This is a genomic window from Paenibacillus sp. 11B (assembly GCF_030487755.1).
Taxonomy (GTDB): Bacteria; Bacillota; Bacilli; order Paenibacillales; family Paenibacillaceae; genus Paenibacillus; species Paenibacillus vandeheii.
The window spans coordinates 794,986-814,337 of record NZ_JAUKNS010000001.1; the positions used below are offsets into that span (position 1 = coordinate 794,986).

General features: G+C 44.5%; 10 protein-coding genes. All 10 read right to left on the reverse strand.

Features of this window, described 5'->3' with window-relative positions; genetic code table 11:
* Positions 1-27: 27 nt before the first annotated feature.
* A complete protein-coding gene (locus Q0V21_RS03535) occupies positions 28-5,922 on the reverse strand; it encodes a hypothetical protein (protein WP_301877643.1) in 5,895 nt (1,964 codons plus the stop codon).
* Between the two features lie 101 nt (positions 5,923-6,023).
* Positions 6,024-7,157 carry a hypothetical protein gene (locus Q0V21_RS03540; RefSeq protein ID WP_094936924.1) on the reverse strand — a complete coding sequence of 378 codons (1,134 nt, stop codon included), beginning with the start codon at positions 7,155-7,157 and terminating at the stop codon, positions 6,024-6,026.
* A gap of 16 nt (positions 7,158-7,173) precedes the next feature.
* Complete coding sequence (locus Q0V21_RS03545; protein WP_094936925.1) at positions 7,174-9,093, reverse strand: hypothetical protein; 1,920 nt, start codon at positions 9,091-9,093, stop codon at positions 7,174-7,176.
* Positions 9,094-9,104: 11 nt separating this feature from the next.
* Positions 9,105-9,515, reverse strand: a complete 411-nt coding sequence (locus Q0V21_RS03550) for a hypothetical protein (RefSeq protein ID WP_094936926.1) — start codon at positions 9,513-9,515, stop codon at positions 9,105-9,107.
* Positions 9,516-9,533: 18 nt separating this feature from the next.
* The gene (locus Q0V21_RS03555; RefSeq protein WP_094936927.1) at positions 9,534-9,950 is read right to left on the reverse strand and encodes a hypothetical protein; all 417 of its coding nucleotides are present in this window, start codon (positions 9,948-9,950) and stop codon (positions 9,534-9,536) included.
* Positions 9,950-13,075, reverse strand: coding sequence for a M23 family metallopeptidase (locus Q0V21_RS03560; protein WP_301877645.1), 3,126 nt, complete (start codon positions 13,073-13,075; stop codon positions 9,950-9,952). Before Q0V21_RS03560 ends, Q0V21_RS03555 begins: the two co-directional genes overlap by 1 nt.
* A 13-nt stretch (positions 13,076-13,088) precedes the next feature.
* The gene (locus Q0V21_RS03565) at positions 13,089-14,438 is read right to left on the reverse strand and encodes a hypothetical protein (RefSeq protein ID WP_301877646.1); all 1,350 of its coding nucleotides are present in this window, start codon (positions 14,436-14,438) and stop codon (positions 13,089-13,091) included.
* A 115-nt stretch (positions 14,439-14,553) separates the two neighbouring features.
* Positions 14,554-15,204: an S-layer homology domain-containing protein gene (locus Q0V21_RS03570; RefSeq protein WP_053784469.1), complete on the reverse strand. Its 651-nt coding sequence runs from the start codon at positions 15,202-15,204 to the stop codon at positions 14,554-14,556.
* Between the two features lie 14 nt (positions 15,205-15,218).
* On the reverse strand, positions 15,219-19,025 hold the full coding sequence (locus Q0V21_RS03575; RefSeq protein ID WP_301877647.1) for a phage tail tape measure protein: 3,807 nt from the start codon (positions 19,023-19,025) through the stop codon (positions 15,219-15,221).
* 66 nt (positions 19,026-19,091) lie between these two features.
* Positions 19,092-19,247 (reverse strand): hypothetical protein, encoded by a 156-nt coding sequence (locus tag Q0V21_RS03580; RefSeq protein ID WP_236703702.1) that lies wholly within the window; start codon positions 19,245-19,247, stop codon positions 19,092-19,094.
* Between the last annotated feature and the right edge of the window lie 105 nt (positions 19,248-19,352).

The following is a 19,352-nucleotide window of genomic DNA, read 5'->3' on the forward strand; positions in this document are numbered from 1 at the left end:
TCTCTATACGACAAAAAGAGCACCGAGTTAATCGGTGCCCGTAAGATCATATTGTAATTTCGAGTCCGTGTAGATCTGGAGCTTGTTTTCCATGACTGATACGGACAATGTATACCATTTATTCTTCTCCCACTTAAACGGTTGCATCGGAGAACCTACTGCAGTTGGATTGCCAGCAACGATTTTATATAACTGCATCGGTGTCCTCATATCCAGGCTGTTATCACTGTCTCCTCCGTGAACCATAAACATCCAATAATTATTTTCATCAAAGTATTTGAATATAATTCCTGCACCGTCACCATCCGTGTCCGTATCAACCTTGAAGTCAACGGAGAACTTGTAGGTCTCTGCCAGAAAATTATTACGATACCATCCACTGATGTCCTTCGTATCTTCTTTGGAATAAAACTTTCCAATCAATCGGTCCCGATCCCAATCACCCTTACCGAATTTGTTCCAGTCATCAGACTGGGATAGCTCCAAAGCATCCATATCCTTGGAGTAAGGATAGTATACATTGAACGGATCATTCGGATCGTAGTCCTCTGGTACGCCCAAGCCTCCCTCCCAATCTTCAGGATCCATCCCTCGATCCAGTAAATCATCTGAGTAATCGAATATAAGTCCCTGTGCCATCGTATCCATCATCGGTATGTAAGCATCAGTGGATTCACGATGCCCCACTGGATGATCAGTCAGTGTGAAGCTATCTCGCGGTTCCATCTTGGCTTCATGATAAATCTCCATGAGATGAGCTGTTCTCTCAGGAAGAAACGCGTGTAGCTGTTCCAAATATTCTGCTCTTTTCTCAGGCCTTTCAGCGAAAATAAAACCTGTGATGACTTGAGAACAGCGTTCTTCAAATGAAGCCATGAGCCGATCAGGATCCTCAATTTCAGATAGTCTGGCATTGGCTATTCCTGTCGGTAACTCTCTCTCTATGCTAGTTTCACGTTCCTCAGTTATCCCTTCAAAATCATTCTTACTGAGATAACCTGGGTCTATTAACTTGCTGCCAAAAGTCTCGCCATCATTAACAATGCAACTTGTGTATGGAAGACTATTTCCGTAACTTAACTCCTCACCTGAGAAAGCAAACCTCTGTAGTGTGGTCCCATATATCCCATCGAAATGGTCACCGTCTCGCTCACCCGCAACGCCACTTTCCATTTCATGTGAATGACCATATCGATCTATTTTCCCCGCTGCAAGTTGCTCCCAATCCAGAGTCGTGCTTCTTAACAAGTTCATTCCAGAATCCAATTGATGGTTATACGCGTCATAAGAACTTCTGGAGCTCATGAACGAGTCATCTTCAATATGAACGTCTCTCGTTTTAAGATAAGCATCTTCGCTTTGGATTAGGTCCAGCTGCTTATATTGGAATCCAACAAGTTCCATCTCCAAAATGGATTCTCTTAACTCCTTGTTTCCGTATAACATGTCCTGATCCAGCGATCCATTTCGCAGTTTCATTACATCATCGACCGTCTCATGGGTATGTGCCCATCGTTCACCTTTCCTCCCGAAAAGGTTGTCATGCTGGAATGCTGATCTACTATCTTTATTTAAATCAATAGTTTGGATCAAGTCAGCTTCTTTACCGTATTTCAAGCCGAGAAGCTGTGAATGAAGAAATGAATCTTTAACATTTTTCAATCCGAAAATATTTTCTTCCAAATGTCCATATTGAGGTTTGTCGGCCAACAGATCCTCTTCCATATTGCCATACTGAGGCTTATCTGCTGAGAGCACATTCTCAATCGCTCCATACTTCAGGTTTGTGCCGCCTACAATCTCAACCGGAACATCCCCGTATTTCAAATTCGTTCCGCCAACTATTTCTATAGGCATATCTCCATAGCTGAGGCCTGTGCCCCCCACCGATTCCACTGGGACATCACCATACTTCAGATTTGTACCGCCCAGTGGCAATACAGGATCAAGGTAACCATATTTCGGTTTGTCCGCTACGAGTTGTTCTTCAAGATTAGCAATCTTTTCTATAACGCTCTCTGTTGTCTCATGAAGGTAAGCATCCTGAGTATTCTTGCAGGCAAAGACAACATCATTATCGAAATTTATAGTATCTCTATACAGATGAATGGAAAGAAGGGACTCCTCCATTAAGGCTATACGTGTACCCTTCGATCCTATAACCAAGGTATCTTCCAGTGTCGAATCCTTTTTACCCTTTATCGCTTCATAAATCAGTTCAATGAAGTCCGCATCCCTAATACCTTTGCCACCGTACACAGCCTCATCATCCAACTGGCTGAAGCGTAATTTAACCACTTCACTCTCAACCTCATGGACTGATGCATGTTTCATGATTCTTGTGGAATGGTTTTCTTCAAGCATGAAGGACAATCTGTTTATGTTATCCGAAATGATATCAACGCTCAATTGGCCCTCGCGTTTAATTGAATCAGCCAACAGAATATCGTCAAGGTCAGCAGTTTTCACTTCTGTAAATGCCAGAGACACCTCATTTTGCAGCATACCATAAAGATCTCCCCGGTTCCCTACAGGAGCGACGCTTTCCAAAGTCGATTCCCAAGTTTGGCGCATTCCTGCATTAAACTCAATATCCATCGCACTTTCCCTTGCCCACAAGGAACCGAATGTATTTCTAATCTCTGCTTCACCATCTCGAGATTTTGCGCTGCTTATGGAATAATCCTTGCTAAGAAAAGACGGTCTCCATATCAATGTAGCCAGAGAATAATCTATATCAATAGCTGCTTGGCGTAGTTCAATCCATCCAATAGAATAGCTCTCATTAAAATACAACTGTCTAATCTTGGCTGTACCTATGGAGTACTCTTCAGTAAATAGAGCTTCTCTTGTTGGAATTGTTCCCATAGCCTCATGTTCTTTCGAATATCCCTCACGAAGCACTGGTGTTCCAATGAGATTTTCAGTGTTTAAAAGCATCTGGCGCAAGTTCGTGCCACCCAGTGTGTATTCTTCATTGATGATTCCATAACGGTCGCGGGAAGCCCCACCCATATTGAATTCGGTATGAAGTACACTTTCACGATTTCCGCTGGAACCCATGACACCATGATCGAGAGTCGCTCCATCACGTTCAAATTTTGCTCCTGCCGTATACTCGGCAGAGGCTTGTCCTCTACGTTCAACCTTACTTCCCTGATACGCCGGATCGTCTGGATATAATCCCCCGCCTGGGATCAGGTAGCCTAATGGATCTTCAGCCTCAATAATAGCCGGCCTTGCATTAAAATCTGCCCCATAAATTACTTCCGTAATTTCGCCATGCAGATTCTCCTTCACTTTTACTCCCTCGAAATCGTCTGCCTCTAAAGTGGACCTACGTCTGTTCATTTCAGCCGATAGGGATTCATCTTCAAGTATTGTTTCACTCAAATTTTTCGATGCTTCTGCAAGTTCCTTCCCAATAACACCAATCTGAGATTTCTTCGAACCTTCGAAATTAAAGGATATAATACCTGACCTTGCTCCTTCTTTGTCAGCTGTCAAGATCCCACAGTCGATTAACGCATCTACCCGTTCCCTAACCCCAATCAGGAAGTTTTCGTCAAAGTAACTAGAAGCACGATCATCATTCACAGCCTCCATCATCATTTCCAGAATGACAGCAGGACTGTTCTGCAAGATCTCCCCAACGATGAATTCCTCGTCCAGATATCCAGGGTACGCTTTATTCCCCAACCAGCCTCCACCAACCAATTTGTCCAAGAGTTCGTCTCGAATCATCGTCGGCCGACCCATATCTCGAATAGACTGAAGAATGGCTTCCATATCCATCTTCTTACGATCTCGGTGCGATTCAAGTGGTTTATCTGTTAGATGCAATTGCTTCTGATTATCGTTCTTTCCAAACGTTTTTAAATTTTCGAACAGGGAAGGACGTATCACTTTTTTCTCAGCCAGATGTTCCTCAAACTCAGGTAACCATAAATCATGGGCCAGCGCTCTCTCTGCCGTTGTTAATTCTGTCGTATAACCATTAAAGGATTTTTTTCTGTCTGCACTTTCCTCAATGTTGGGAATAAAAAGTTTCCTTTGTTCTAATTTTGCAGTATGGAATCTTTCCTCGATATAGGTTTCGAGCTTACTCTGTCTTTCACCTAGAGAAAGATTACTAAGTAATTCAAGAGCCTCTACGAACACTCGTTTACCTATTGTACTTTCCCTTTCTACATACCCTGGAATTTTGCTGATTCGTCTGCTTTCTTGCAGATCTCTGAAAACGAAACCATACTCTGTACTTTCGCGGTAAGCCTGATCCGCATCACGATCAACAGTACTTTGCACCACATAAATCCGTCGAGCCTCAGGGCGTTCATATTCAATATACATGCTCTCCAGATAAACTCTCTGAGCAGTAGTCAGATCATTTATGATGTTCATATCTTCAGCATGACTTCGAACAGCCCATGGAAATTGCCTTTCCACATCGGTAATTGACTCTATATCCCTTTTGGCGAAAATAATGTCCGATTCTATAGTTGAAGGATGTTTGTTTATAATTCTTTGAGCTTGCATCGGATGCCAGAGAATATCACTTGGACGAAGTACTGGCTCATATCGATATCGATCACGGGTGCTTTGACCGAGATCATCTTGGAGATGAAGTCTCTTATCGACTTGGCGTACACCTCTTATATCCGTATGGAGAAATGTCGGGTATTGACGGTCCTTCAATTTGGCAAGCACATTCTCATGAGTCATCATCTCATACTCAATGTCGCGAGTAGCTTGATTCAATTGTGACAGGAATATACTCTCTTCAATGTCCCTGAACGCTTGAGCAATTTTCCCCGTGGTCATACCACTAAATGTAGTCTCTCGTATAGCACCACCCAGCGTTCGCATGAGAGCCAGCTGGGAAGTGTTATATACTCTTGTACCTTGAGGGCTCGTCCGATCAATATGCATATACTTTATTTCCTGAAATCGGCGTATAAAAGCTGTAGACATTTCTGAAAAAATAGATAACTGCTGGTCATTGTAGATCCTCGCCCCGATGATGGTAGCTTCCTCGGTAAATGTCTCCTTACCGCTCTCCCTTTGCCCAAGCAAGTCCTGATACAGAAGCTCTACATTTTGTCTGCTCACCTTCTGAGACTGAATACTTTCCCCGAGTACTGTAGTCCTAAGATTATCTTGGAGTGCTTCCAACAGAAAATTGTTCTCCGTTGATCGTCCGATATTCTTCTTCACTTCCTCGAAAACCTCTGCCACATCCATATCCGGTTTATCATTTCTGACGGAGTGCACTAATTGCTTAATCACCAATTCGGATTGACTGTCTTCCTCTGCGCTATCTGCATAGTCGGCAATCATCCCAAAATCACTGACCCTGAAACTGATTTTGCCGGGCTCCAGCTTGTCCAAATTCTTTACAAAGTTACGGGTAAGACCCAAATTCCGCACAATTTTCAGCTCTTTGTCGTTATCCACCCGCCAGCCTTCTGTCATATCTTCATCGACGGCTGATACTTTCTCATCATTTAGCCTATGACCTTCTTGCCGATGATCCATCTCCAAAGCTTCAATTAACGCAGATCTCTCCATCTCAAATGAAAAATCCATAATATTGCCTTGCTTAGTTGTCGAGCCCGTTCCTTCTGAAGAGCGAGGTAGAATGCCTTCTTTACCCTGTTTGGCATCACCCAGAACAATAAACCGTTCTTCTCCTTCAAGATCCTTGCGAATCGCTTCCACAAGTTGATGATTGAACCCGTGAGAAATCGATCTTGCCATATAGAAATCAAGCATCAGGACACTTGGATAACGGCTGTAAGGCATATATATAAATCGATAATCCTCAGGCCTGCTTCCTGTAGTTCCAACAGTGAACAGGTAGCCGTACTGAGTTGTCGTATAATCTATTACGGTAAAATCGTACTGGTTAACTACTTGACTCACGTCACTGCCCCCTTCCAATGAAAAAAAGGGAACCCCTGAGTGGAGTCTCAGAAAGTTCCCTCTCACTGAATCTATACGATTCAGCTTTCATTCAGTTCAACTTACAAGTAGCGTACTTCCTTCAGAATGGCCACGCCCATGCGTTGGTTGGCAGATAGATTCATAAAGTTCTGTGCTGTATCTGTATCGAAGTAACGATACACTTCTTGGTTCCAAGACTTACCTTCCACATCAATGATCAACTCATCGAGGTGAAGGATATTATGCTTCGTAACTGCGATGCAGTTATCGAATTGACCGCGGTAGCCCTCATAAGGGTGAACCACATAGATTGGAGACAAGTGATATTTGGAAGTCCATTTCGATGCCTGGAAGCCTTGTGGTTCCAGTTCCAGACCTGTATCCCCCAATTCCGGATCAAGATACGCTTTACCTTTCGGTGGAGCTTGTGTAATAAAGGAAGGGTAATGCTGCTGGAATTCAATACCTGATTTAGTTTTCAACATCTGAAGTGTGTTGTTACCTGCAGAAGTATATTGACCATAATAGTATGTTCCTGTTTTGGCAATCTGAGAAATATCGGGTTCCTCAATCACGGCACCGGCTGTGAGCATCACGTTACCGTCTACATCATTCAGGTTGTATTTGAACGGTTTCAAGGCACCTGCATACAGGAAAGATTTTTTGTAATCAAGGAAGTTCACCGCAGGGTCTGCAACAAGAACCATCGCCAAGCGGTTGTTCATGACATTTACATACATATATACAGGTTTCTCTTTATTTCGATCCGTTGGTGTATAGTTTTCCAATGCCCATTGGTAAAGTACCGGATGACCTGTCAGCTTGAACGTAGGTCGGGTTGTAACCGGTAATGTAGTTGGCTCACTGCCCTCGAGTCCTTCAAGCAACTGTACAGTTAGAGTACTATGCTCTTCATAAGCCGGAACAGGTGCAACGACTCGTGGTACCAAAGCGTGATTGATGAAGCTAACATAGAATTTTTTGGTGATTGGAGTTGCTTGAGTACCGATCGTCATAACTCCACGAAGAATGAGTTCCTGAACGCGATCGTTGCTGTCCTTTTCCTCATAGAATACTTCCCACAAATTTTGTTCCTGGGTCTCACTCGCAGTTGACTCAAAAGGGAAGCTCTTAAAGCCCGTGACTTCCTCTTTCAGTTTTGTCAACAAGTCCTGGGAAGTGGTGATTGTCTCTACATATTTAAAGTTTGCCATTGTATAGTAGTCCTCCTTATTTTATCTCTTTCAAAAATGCAATGGTAATAACGTCTGGTGATGGTGAATGCTTGAAGAGGTTCAACGGGCTCTTGATACTGAAAAATTTATAAACTTCTGTCCATGTGCCCAGAGAAGGGTTAGACTTATCTTTCAAAATCTCTGTATCTACGATTAATTCATCACGATTAACCAGATTATGATCGTAAATCGCGACCACACCATCCATATATCCCCGATACCCCTCAGCCTGATGAACAAGGTAGATTGGACTGGCGTGATACTTTCCTGTCCAGAGGGACTTCTGGAAACCGTCCGTATCGACAACAAGTTTGGACAGCCCCGGAGGAAGCGTACCGACAGAAGGGTAATTCGGGAGATGCGAAATAAAGGCCGGGTAATAACGTTGGAACAGGACATTACTCCGTGTCTTCAACATGGACATGGAATCCATGCCATTTGAAGTGTACTCCCCATATTTGGCGTACAGATCCGGATTAAGGTCGGTTAAAATATCTTTTTTCGTATAACCTGTCATATCCGTCCGCAAATCACCCATACCAACCGTAACCCCGAAGTTCCCGCCATGGTCAAAGTCATTGAACGGAACAATTTTGCCTATGTATCCAAAACTTCGATAATAGCTGTGGATATTCGGTGAAGGATCACCTTCAAGAACAACGATAACCCGATCATTATTTACCGATAGCGTGTAGGCTACCAGGTAATCTGGTCTGCGTTTTTTGTTAGGCAGCCAAGACGTTGTAGAATCTCGCCCATGGAAAAAGCGAGCCGCCGGGCTGACAATTTCTGTTTTCCCGTCGTAGTCCAACTTCCACTTCGTGGATGGTGGGATGAAAGTTTTGACAATCGTATCAGTATTCCACATCTCATAGATTGCTTGTGCTTTGGCTTGATCTATTACTATAGGCGTTAAACCCGGTTTAACCGTAGCTGGATCACAAGCCCCTGTATATGTGGTCGACGAATCTCCACTTGCGTTAATACCCTCAAAGTCTTCGCCATAATAAATGTTAATGTAGTTCCAGTCATTCGTAGGTTGCTCAAACATAACGGAGTACTCTCGAACAGGAATTCCTGTGGGTACCGTTGGTGTACCTTTAACTACTACTCTTGAAGGCACATCATGGACCGGATCAGCAGTATAATAACGCTCAGTAAACGTATATTTGGATTTACTAGGCTCTACGAGACTGTTCTTTAACGTTGTCCACGGACTATAATAATCGTAATATCTCACATACTCCCACTGATAAGCCGTCTTCAGAGCATAGTTCCAGTCATCTGGAAGTTCCGTAACCAGTTCGAATTCATTCCAGTCATCCAAATAAACTACCTCACCGGTACTAAGAGTCTGTCTCTGCTTTACAATATACGCAGAAACACCATCAGGTTTAGTAAGATCTGTAACCAAAATTGCAAGCTGATTAGGAACATCTACAAAAATAGTATCTCCCATCTTATCAGTATAAGAAAACTGAACGACCTGAATCTTTCTTCCCGTCTTGTAGTTACCATAATCCTTATCTCTTACTTTAGGAACTTCGCTGCCCTCTACGACTGGATCCCAATAAATTGACCTTACTTCATAGAGAAATCCATCTTTTTCAACAGCAGGTGTTCCATTCTTGAATTTAAGTTTACTGTAGTCAGGAATTTTAACCACGTCATACAAGTTACCATCCGTATGAAGGTACTTCCCTTGAATGTTAGGACGAGTCTTTGGGGTGTATGTTACCCAATAATCTTGTTCAGCCTCATAGACTTTTTCCCAACGATTTGCGTCAATCCCGCCTTCTGCTCTGGGAATGTCAGCACTCACAATCTCATCGGCCAACGTGTTGATCAGATTTTGTGCTTCCGACTCTCCGTCAATATAGGCGGCAAAGTTCGTCTGCGGTTTTTGCAGTGCCATCGTCACCCTCCTTATCTCAAAAATTTGATGTTGTACCAGACCGACTTGGCTTCAGCCACCGCGTTGAAGAAGTCAAACTTAATGATCGTTCCCGCCGGAATCGGGTAGACAATTCCGAAACTGTTACCCATGGATACCGACTCAGGAAGCTCCTTCGCATAGATGGTGTGGCACACCTTTTCAGTTCCGATCGTCAGTTCCCAGTAATCGCCGACACAGTAGTGACTCGCAGCAAACGCAATGCTCAGAAACTCCGTATCATACGCCAGAGTAAACGTATCGGACTTGGTGGTCTTGGCCGCCGGAATGTCCAACATCTGTCCCCGTATGAAAGGGATCGTTTTTTTACTGAAGTGTGGGTACGGCAGCTCGCGCACTTTGTCGATGACGCCACCCGCGATGTAAGAAACATTAAATGCCATGGAACCACCCCCTACATGCTATATACGATTTACGCTCGTTCCAGTTAAGCGTCCGTCGTCATCATAATTTAGACCAATATTGTAGGTGAACATCGAATCTCCACTTGGATCAAATGTGCGGGCGGTCACCTGTGTTAACCTGAAATATTTGTAGTATTCATAATCCGGGTGGGAATAGCCCACCCCGGAAGGAAAGTCTTCTTCATCCTCAGAGCCGAACTTCATCCAGATTGAAACCTTCCATTCCGATTCGTAGAACAGGTCTGCTCCAGTCACCCTGTCCGGGTCCTGCATGTGTTCCCGATATAATGTAACGGAAGGTTCCCCCTCAAGAGGAGAACTGTTCGAATTTGAAGTACTGCTATACTTGCGTAATTCCCGGTGGATCAGATCCAGCACAGGAAAAACAATATTTTCATTCACGATGCCGGCCATTACACCATCACTCCCTTTCTTGCCCACATCATATCAATGACCTGAAGCATGCCCCGATCCACGGAATAGCTTGTTTTGATACTTTTAATCGTGTAAACGGAGCGGGTGGTAGTCGTTTTATCCGTCACGATAACGTTGTCAAGCAGATCAAGAGCAGGATTCGCAGGAATGGATACCTGTAGCGTACGGCACATACGTTTCATATCAAAAAAAGCTCGCTCTGCCACCTGCCTCTTGGCCTCAACAGTCTTCGCCCAAGGAACCGCTAGCACCATAGTTCGGATCTCACCTTTGAGTTCGAGCAAGATCTCCTTGTCCACAAAACTGCTCTGTTGCTGATTCGAGTCGATAACCACGATGTGACTTCTTCCTCTGGACCAATCCGTCGATTTGGTAATGGAGATCAGATTGTCATTCTCGGAAAACTCGGCAACGACCGGTTTGTCATAATTCAAGCGTTCCAATCGGTATGTACCATAACGGTCACAGTAGCTTCGATAAGGAATCTCCGAAATAATATCCTGAACGGCTTCCGTAACTTTGGCGGACCATTGCTCAAACGTTTTGCCATACTCCTCAATGAATGGATTAAGCCATCCATTGGGCGTAAGTACCGTACTTGCATCCTTGACTTCAAACTCACCCTCCTGTCCCGGTACCGGAACAATGACTCTGCCCGTCTTCTGATTCACCTCAATCAGATAGGTCTCGTCGATCACATAGTCAGGATAAGAGCGATCCTCACTGGTTGCCCTCCACCCCACCATACCTGCATGTTTAACCAGATCTAGTACAACCGTGGATTTAACCCAGGCCGGCTTTTCAAGTTCCACAGGCTGAGCTGGTGTCGGTGTAACCGCCGGTGTGGATGTAGATGTAATGGTCCAGCTTGCCGGGTCTGCGAGCATCTCCTGATAAAAGGTCCATACCTTGTTCACCCAATTATCACGATCTTCACTCCAGATCATTGGAGCGATGTCTCCTCCATTATGGAAATACAGTACATCCGCCTTGGAAGTCACTTTCTTCCCTCTGGAAGCCAGTGCTTTGGACATCCGTTCTGCTCCACGTTTCATCTGCTCCTGAATACCTTCGTATTCCTTCTTAGGGATTCCGTATCCAAGAATAAAACTGCCGTTCTCTTCCTTACCCATGCCTTGTGTGCCAAGTACGGTCTCATGCTTGCATATTGCAAGCAAAAATTTGTGATCCGGTACACCATAATTTGCAGCTTGAGCTTGGGCAGCCTGAATAATGGTTGATGTCCGGTCCGTCCCTACCGCTGCAGGCGGCACCGGATCCGGCACATTATCAATCTCATCTACCTCTGGATAAGCTTTTTTCTCCGAAATGACTTTCTCGATAATGCGCTTGTACATATCTCGAGCCGTGATCTCCAGGGTAGAGCCCTCACCATTAATGTCGACTTTGTCGATCAATCCGGTAAATACCCGCATCATATGCTGACCGTAGCCCATGTAAATGCGTATCGGTGTGTTTTCACTGAGAACTCCAACATGGAATCCATTGGCAAAATAAGACCATGGAGATGGGACGCCCCCAAGCTCGGGAAAATGGGCAGGATTATAGTCCGGTGAAAAGAATCCTCTGGGATTGGAGATGGTCAGCCGTGCTTCCCTGGCTTCAGAGTCAAACTGATCATCAATTTCGGCACTAATGATATTGGGAAGAACTTGCGTGTCCATATAGACAAAAGATCCAACCTGAATAAAATCCGATTCTGGCCTATTGTTCATGACAAAACCTTCATAGCTATTCGTTTGATAATAGCCTTTGGACGGATCAAGTCCTTCTTCACTCTTTTGATTCTTCAACGGAGCAGGCAACAACTCTTGTATACGAATATAATCAATGGCGAATTTTTTGTATTTCACCTTCGTAGCAGGAACTGTGCCGGCTGGAACAGTGGCGTTTTGTTTGCCCCCATAAGTCACCTTAATTTTGATGCTTTTGGCCTTTGCGGGGATCACAATATTATTCAATTCCGTTAGTTTAGTCAGGTCATATGCCCCGGTGAACTTATTGACATAAGCATACGTTTTACCATCAATCACCACAGCGAAAGAATCCCCGGCCGCTTCACTAAAATTAGTCCCCATTCCAATACTAAGAAGCCCTTGAGTAGGCATGCTCAGTTTAGTCACGTTGATCTCAAATTCGACTACCGCGGCTTTTCCTTCAAACGTATATAGCAACTTGCCTCCTGAATCAAACAGGGTCCAGCCCGATTCGATCTTGGCGTAATCTGAAAATTTTAATCCGGTTGTATAAACGCTTTTCTCATACCAGTTCCGTTTATCAAATTTCTCATTCAGTTTAATCTCTCCTGGATATCCTTCAACCTGAACCGGCACTACATCAGTAAATGTTGTTTTCGCATTTCCGTGCAGTTTGCGCTGTCCGCTCAGATATAATCTGGGATTAACCGCCTTACCACCTTCTCCGGTTTTCGTTGTTGGATTAACCCCTTCCCAAATTTCAAAATGTAGATGTCTCCCTTTACCCGCTGCACGTTCAGCAGCAGAAACCTTATGGCCATTGGTATATACGCCACCCGTATTGCCTAGTGTTCCAATGACCGCCCCTTGAGCTACTTCATCATCCACCGAACAGAGAATTTCTTTCAAATGAAAATATTTGGTAATAATACCATTATCATGTCTTATATTCACGGCATTACCGGCACCTTCTGTTTTATTCCGGGATATGCGGACTACTTTTCCCGCCCATGCAGCCAGAATTGGCGTTCCGATCTGCTCCCATAAATCGATGCCTCGGTGAATTTTTGACGCGCTTTTACGAGGAGCACCAAATTCATCTGTAACCTCGGTGGTAATCAGCGTTTTACCCTTGATCGGAAAACAAATATCCTGGGCGGTAGCTTCGGTCGAGCCATTATAAATCCCGTTACTCGACTCATCCACCCAAACGGATTGTGTACTGATGACAGGTACTAGCTCAGAAACCATATGCCTGAACTCTTCTGTCCGTCCCGGGATAAATGCCAGCCTGTCCACTTCAACCCGGATATTGGGAAGTGCTCCTTCCCCCAGCTTCAGACGCTGGGACAGCACATTCATAACCTCATCCGAAATTGGAATCATATATTATCTCCCCTTACTTGAATCGCTCAATGGTCCACTTCATGAATCGGTCCAGGAAGGCCACGGCTTCAGCCCGTGTCATAGCAGAGTTACCCAAAAACCATGTCTCATCCGGTTCCGTACCACCTACAGGCCTGCCCATATTCGTTACCACTGCTGCACCATCCACCTTTTTCTTGATATTGATGCCTGCAATCAGCGGATCATTATTGGCAAATGTTTCGTCTTCCATTTCAGAGACAGCCATTTTCCAGAATGCATCCTTGTTCTGTACGACTCGCTCATCTTTGTTCTGATAGTAAATGGCCGAATCTTTTCCGACGTCTGCGAACCTTTCGCTCACATCCTTGAGATAATAGAAAGTCACTTCGTCGCCTTCTGAGAAAGGTTGATTGAAGACAACCGTATGGTTGTCAATTTCCGAATAAGCCGGAGTTTCTTGGACTTTATCTTTTTTTTCTTCTTTGAATTTCACTGTAACTTTAAGTTTCTTTTTGCCTGCTGGATAATTGCCGTTAAGTCTAAACACCCGTTGTCCCTGAAATGCCGTAATAGGCTCATTTATACCCGTCGTTGGTGCTTCCTTGTCCGTAAATCTGGCATAGAATACCTTGCGTAGCTTGTTAATCAGATGAAAGGCTTCTCCCCGCTGTATAATCGCTTTAGGAAAGAAACAGTTATTGTATGCCGGCTTGAGGGTTGTCGCTTTAATGTCTTCACTCTTGAATTTGAATGCGCCACCGCTATTCTTCGTCCAATAGTTGAACTTACAAGTGACACCATTCAGATTAAAGGGAAGAAACACTGATCCCCCAGGACTGACACAATAGACATCTGTTCGATAACCGATTGCCTTTGTTGCAATTTTGGTTACTGCCGCTGCATCCCCCATGGTATCTGCCCATACCTCGGAAGGAATACTGAGTCTGCGAAGCGGCTGCCCTGCTGCATACAAATATTCCTGATGATTACGACTGAATGGATCGTAGAAATATGTCGTCGCTGCACTAAGTGCAGCTCTGGGCAGATCTCCAGTCCAGGACACGGGTGGCCTCTTCCAATCACTGTCCAGCAACGGTTCTCCATAACTACAGAAGGACACCACCTGACCTGCTTTCACACCGGTATACAACTCTACATCCGTTAAACCCTTGCTATTGGTTTCAGCCGTTTGGTAGATCGTTTGAACACCATCAATAAACACATACAGTGGATTGTTATCTGTCGGCTTGATCAGAACAGGCAGACTAAATGAGGTTTCCCCCGCTTGTCCCTTGATTTCCTCATATACAAAAGGCTTGCCTTCCTCAAACTTGTTATAGTTGATCCCCGCAACAAAGACTTCACCATCTTCCAAAACCATATTCGTGGCTTCCATAACATCGTTATAGAACCAGTCCCCTTCGTTTACATCAACCCATTTTCGTATGATAAACACCCCCTATCTTTAGAATAGACAGAAAAGAGAGTAGGTCACCCTACTCTCGAATTGTTCGTTCCAACAGACGCTTGGTGCGCATCAGGAAAGTAACAAATTCTGCTCTGGTTATAAAATCTTCCGGCCTGAAGTATAGAATGGGTGTGCCGTCCAATTCTGTTACAACAGTCAGCCCCAAATCAGCCATGCGTTCAATGGAATGTCTTGCCCAGTGATTCTTACCTTCCGTCGTCTGTAAATCCTGAAACTGAACCGCACTCTTGCGGTCATATCCATCTTTTTTGATCAGGGTCATGGTCAGTTCGACCTTGTACCCTTTCTGATCTTTATCCATCGTATCCTGATGATAGAAGATAGGGTCGACTTTGATGGACTCTACAACACCAACATAAATATTGCCCTTTTCATCATAAAATTTGTGCGTCCAGCCTACGTACATGGCGTAGTCATGATAGGACTGCTTGTCTTTAAACAGGATGTTAATGATGGACTTGTACGAAGACACACCCATCTGATGGAAATGCGAGGGAGCATTAATCATTTTAATTTCCCTCACTTGCGGATTGGGCGACGGCGAAGAGTACGGATCAATAATCCGACCCATCACAGGTTCGAACTTCATCCCTGTATCGACATACAGCTTTCTTTTATACCGGTCATTAACTAAGCCAAACGGGTCTTGCTGTGACATATCAGATGCCCTCCTTACCTAATAAAAGATACGGGATAATTGCTCCCCATTCTTGCACCGACATTACTAGCCATCCTGTTTACAAGACCCGGGTTGTTCTGCCGTAGTGTCTTATCCAGTGAAGACGTCAGTTTCTCCACATCTTTTGTACTGCCAGTCATATTGTCGATATTCACATGCACCGTGACATCGCCCGCCCCAACCATCACACTTTTATGTGTATTGTTTGTCGTCATATAATCAAAGTAATCCATGACTTTAAGTCCTGCTGGAATGTTGAATGTAGATATAGGTTTATCCATTTTTTTGCTGATTTCGGCCAGATTCTTGGACTGTTCTACACCCAATGATTGGATTTGTTTAAAAATTTCCATATATTCATCCGAGCCCGGTTTAAACACGCCACTTTTCAGCAAATTCTGCCATTCTTGCTTGATCGAACTCATTTGTGAGTTCAGCTCAGATGCACGAGATTTGTTCAATGCAATCAATTCTGGTGCATCTTCCTTACCCCCATTGGCCGCCAAAAGATCGTACATTCGTTTGTCATAATCCAACTGTGTCAGCTCAAGCTGATCATTCATCTTGCGTCTGAGTTCATCAATTTTACTGTTTTTAACACCGTTCAGTTCAAGCTCTGATTGTGCCTTTTGCTGTTTCTTCTCATTAATCTCCAGACCGAGTTCGTCTTTTTCCTTGCCCTCAGCCATCTTGTCATACGTCTTCTGCAAACTAGCAATCGCCTTATCAAAAAACTTGATATTTTCTTGCAAATATTTCTCCATCAGAGCGCGCATCTGGCCAGAATCCTCGCGGACACCGCTAATTAACAGACGGGATCGAGCAACTTGATAATTCGTTTCGTTGTCACTTGTTGACTTGTTGAGCTGACGATTGATCTTGGCGATCATTTCATCAATGCCATTGCTTTGCGGCTGAGGTGTATACCCGTTAGCAATGGTACCCATTCCGCCAGCAGCAGGAATGTACTGAATCTGAGGCTGCACATATTGTGGTTGAGTGTTCTGCTCAGGCGCCTTGCCGGACTCCTTGTCCATTTGAAGCTGCGACTCTTTTTTCTCTTGCTCGTAGTTATACTCTTTGGCCAACTTTTTCTCGACCGCATCTCCGCCATTTTCAGTCCACAAAGCTTTGAATCCATCCACATAATCGCCAAACTTGTTATTGGTAGCATTGTCTCCAAATACCGTACTCATTGTCCCGGATATAGCGGCATCCATCCCCAGGTTAAGTCCCTTCCATACTTTCCCTATAAAAGATGACTGCTCCACATCTTTGAATTGTTTTGCCAACTCTTCCTTGTTTGTAGCCCGAATATTCTGCTTCTCCGCTTCAGACTTGCCCATATTGCTAAGCGGATCAACAAGGCCTGTAATTACATCCATGGCCCCCATTGCAACACCAAGCCCTGGTACGGCTTTTAAAGGTCTTAAGAACCTTGAGCCGGTTTTCACTAATTTCGAAAGTTTTCCCGGTGTTTTAATCCCACGTGCAGCACGCTCCGCATTGATAGCACGCTGAGTAATCAAATTACCTTGTCTATCTCGAAGAATATTTCCACCTTCATCACGAGTCGGAGCATTGCTGTCAAAAAATGCTTTACGATTGCCTGTCTCTTTCATGTCCTTAAATCTGGAAAGTAGGCCCCTTTTTTTGGTCTTTTGATTTTCCTTTTTGGAATCGCCCCCCGGATTGAATTCATCCATTATCGCATCTTTCATGACATCCTTAATCAGGTCTTCATGTCGAGCCACAAAGGTTTTATTCTTCGCTTCATCTTTATCATCTTTTGCAGCTGATCCGGCACCTGCACTTCCCGTACCCGGAACGACCAGTATTCCTCCAGAAGAGTTCATCATCGCTGCCAATTGAGCCTGCTCAAGCTCCTTCAATTTGGAGATATATGCCGCAGCATCCATTGATCCCTGTCTGAATGAGGCATTCAGGGCATTCACTTCACTTCTTAATTTGGATAGCACATCATTTAACAGAATCGATTGTTTGCGCAGTTTCTGGATCTCGGATTCGTAACGCTGAACATCGGTTGAGCCATAAAGGAACTCGGCATTCAGGAAATACAACTTATTTCGAAGCTCCACAGCATCCAGATCCATATCATCCATCGCCAACATCAGCATTCTCGCTTGATGTTCAAGCTGAATAATCGCTTTTCCGTTTTCATCCAACTCACGGCTTAGAAATTCAAGACTCCGTTTTGTCTTCGCGATCTGTTCATCGAGTGAATTCAATTCCTCACGCAACAGACGAAGTTCCCTGCTTTTGGCCTTGGCTTCCTTCTCCGCTTGGTCACGTTCCCCTGCGTGAAAGGTAGAAGCTGCTGAATTCCCATTCTGGATTGCCTGCTCATAGAGTGATTGTTGTTCATCTCGTCTAGTATGTAGCTTGAACACTTCTTCTTGCTTGGCAGTTGCCCTTGTCTGTATCTCCGCTTTACGGGTACCTTGAGCACGAAGACGGTTTTGCTGTCTTGCCCTTTCCTGCGTTACACCCGCACGGTGCACATCAGCAACTCCGATTGGGTAGGATGTGTTGCCTCCTGAGCTTTCGCTCTTCACTGTACCTGTATCACCCATACCATAACGTGTCTGTTCTCCTTTGTTCATCACATCGGCGAACTTGTCCCAGGCCACTTGAACACCTGCTTCTTCCATAATCCGATTAATCAGTTCCATATGATCTGAAATACCGCTGGCTTGGTCTCCAATTAATCGCAAGAACGAAATAAGATAGGTCTGGAGCCCAGAAAAATCCTCTTTCAACCCCTTCATGGCTTCATATGTAGAGATTTGGAATGCAGTACGGAACTGGCTTTGACGAAATTGCAAGTTATCTCTTGTCTCTGTCCGCGGAACCATGGAAGCTTTATTCTCGTCAACTGCCTTAAGTTGCTCCTCAAGAGCGCCAACTGATGCTTGATCCTGGGCTAAACCACCACTCGTTGAATGGCCTTTCTCCTGAAGAGACAATGAAGACGTAGCCATGAAACGGGCAAGAGCATCTTCTTTTGTTACTTCACCATCACGTTCACCCGATGCAGGCACCGTTTGTTGCATGGCCTTGATCAGATCCTGGATGTTTATCTGTGAGATAGTTGCAGCCTTAAGCATCATGTCCGTCACTTTGGATAGATCATAACCACTCAGTTCCCAAGCAGTGGAAATACCTTCCAAGCCCGTAGCAGTCTTCTCTACATCCACATTGTCAAACGAATTCAACTTGGCGACTTCTTTAGCAAAGGCTGTGGCTTCCTCAGGATTATCATAGGAACGGGAACCAATGCGATATGCGAGACCCACATCCTCCTGATCCATGCCATGCTGCAGTGCAATCCGTTGCAGGTCCTTGACGATCCCGTCTGTTTGACCTGTCTGACCTGATGATCTGATCTCGAAATTTTGATTGGCCTTGGTCATCTGGTCATCCATTTGACGTGACGACTCAAGTGATTCCTTCAGCATAGTGGGTGAGTACCCTATGGCTTTGCCTGAGGAGATATATTTCATCATGTTGCCCATGGAGTTCAATAGCTCCTGTGAACCAGCTTCCGGCAGATCTTTCATTTCATTGAAAGCCCCACGATAAAATGTCTCCAAATCCTTGGTTAACGTTGCAATCATTTGGGACTGCATATCGTCCCTCATCTCTTCAACACGCTGAACAAGGGATTGAATGCCTGATCGATTTCCATCTTTCAGGTCTGCGGTTCGGATATCAGACTGTTCCACATCCGTTAATATCTCTTGGGTTAAAGAGTGTTTTTGTTCTTCTGTATTAGCCAAATTCATCACCACCTTTATACATAAATCCCGTTCTACCTTAGTGTAGGCAAACGGGACGTCTCTCACTTATCCTCCAAGTGCTTGTGCAAGCAAACCGATGTCATCCTCGGATATTTCTGTGTAGTCCGCGTCATCAAAGGTCCGTTTACGTCTAATACTTCCATCTTCCCCAACTTCCTCTTCCCCTCTGCCGCCACCGAACATGCGAAGAGGTGCCGTCATTAATTCAACCTCAAATTGAATATATTTCTCGGCTGACTTGCACAGCTCCGCGACCTGAGGGAGTGTGTACTCCCAGATCTCCCACTTGTTCAGCCCACAGTGCTT

Excerpts from the sequence above, each read along its gene's own strand:
- Q0V21_RS03540 (WP_094936924.1), bottom strand. The coding sequence starts at position 7,157 with ATGGCAAACTTTAAATATGTAGAGACAATCACCACTTCCCAGGACTTG.
- Q0V21_RS03545 (WP_094936925.1), bottom strand. The coding sequence starts at position 9,093 with ATGGCACTGCAAAAACCGCAGACGAACTTTGCCGCCTATATTGACGGA.
- Q0V21_RS03550 (WP_094936926.1), bottom strand. The coding sequence starts at position 9,515 with ATGGCATTTAATGTTTCTTACATCGCGGGTGGCGTCATCGACAAAGTG.
- Q0V21_RS03555 (WP_094936927.1), bottom strand. The coding sequence starts at position 9,950 with ATGGCCGGCATCGTGAATGAAAATATTGTTTTTCCTGTGCTGGATCTG.
- Q0V21_RS03560 (WP_301877645.1), bottom strand. The coding sequence starts at position 13,075 with ATGATTCCAATTTCGGATGAGGTTATGAATGTGCTGTCCCAGCGTCTG.
- Q0V21_RS03565 (WP_301877646.1), bottom strand. The coding sequence starts at position 14,438 with ATGGTTTTGGAAGATGGTGAAGTCTTTGTTGCGGGGATCAACTATAAC.
- Q0V21_RS03570 (WP_053784469.1), bottom strand. The coding sequence starts at position 15,204 with ATGTCACAGCAAGACCCGTTTGGCTTAGTTAATGACCGGTATAAAAGA.
- Q0V21_RS03580 (WP_236703702.1), bottom strand. The coding sequence starts at position 19,247 with ATGACGGCACCTCTTCGCATGTTCGGTGGCGGCAGAGGGGAAGAGGAA.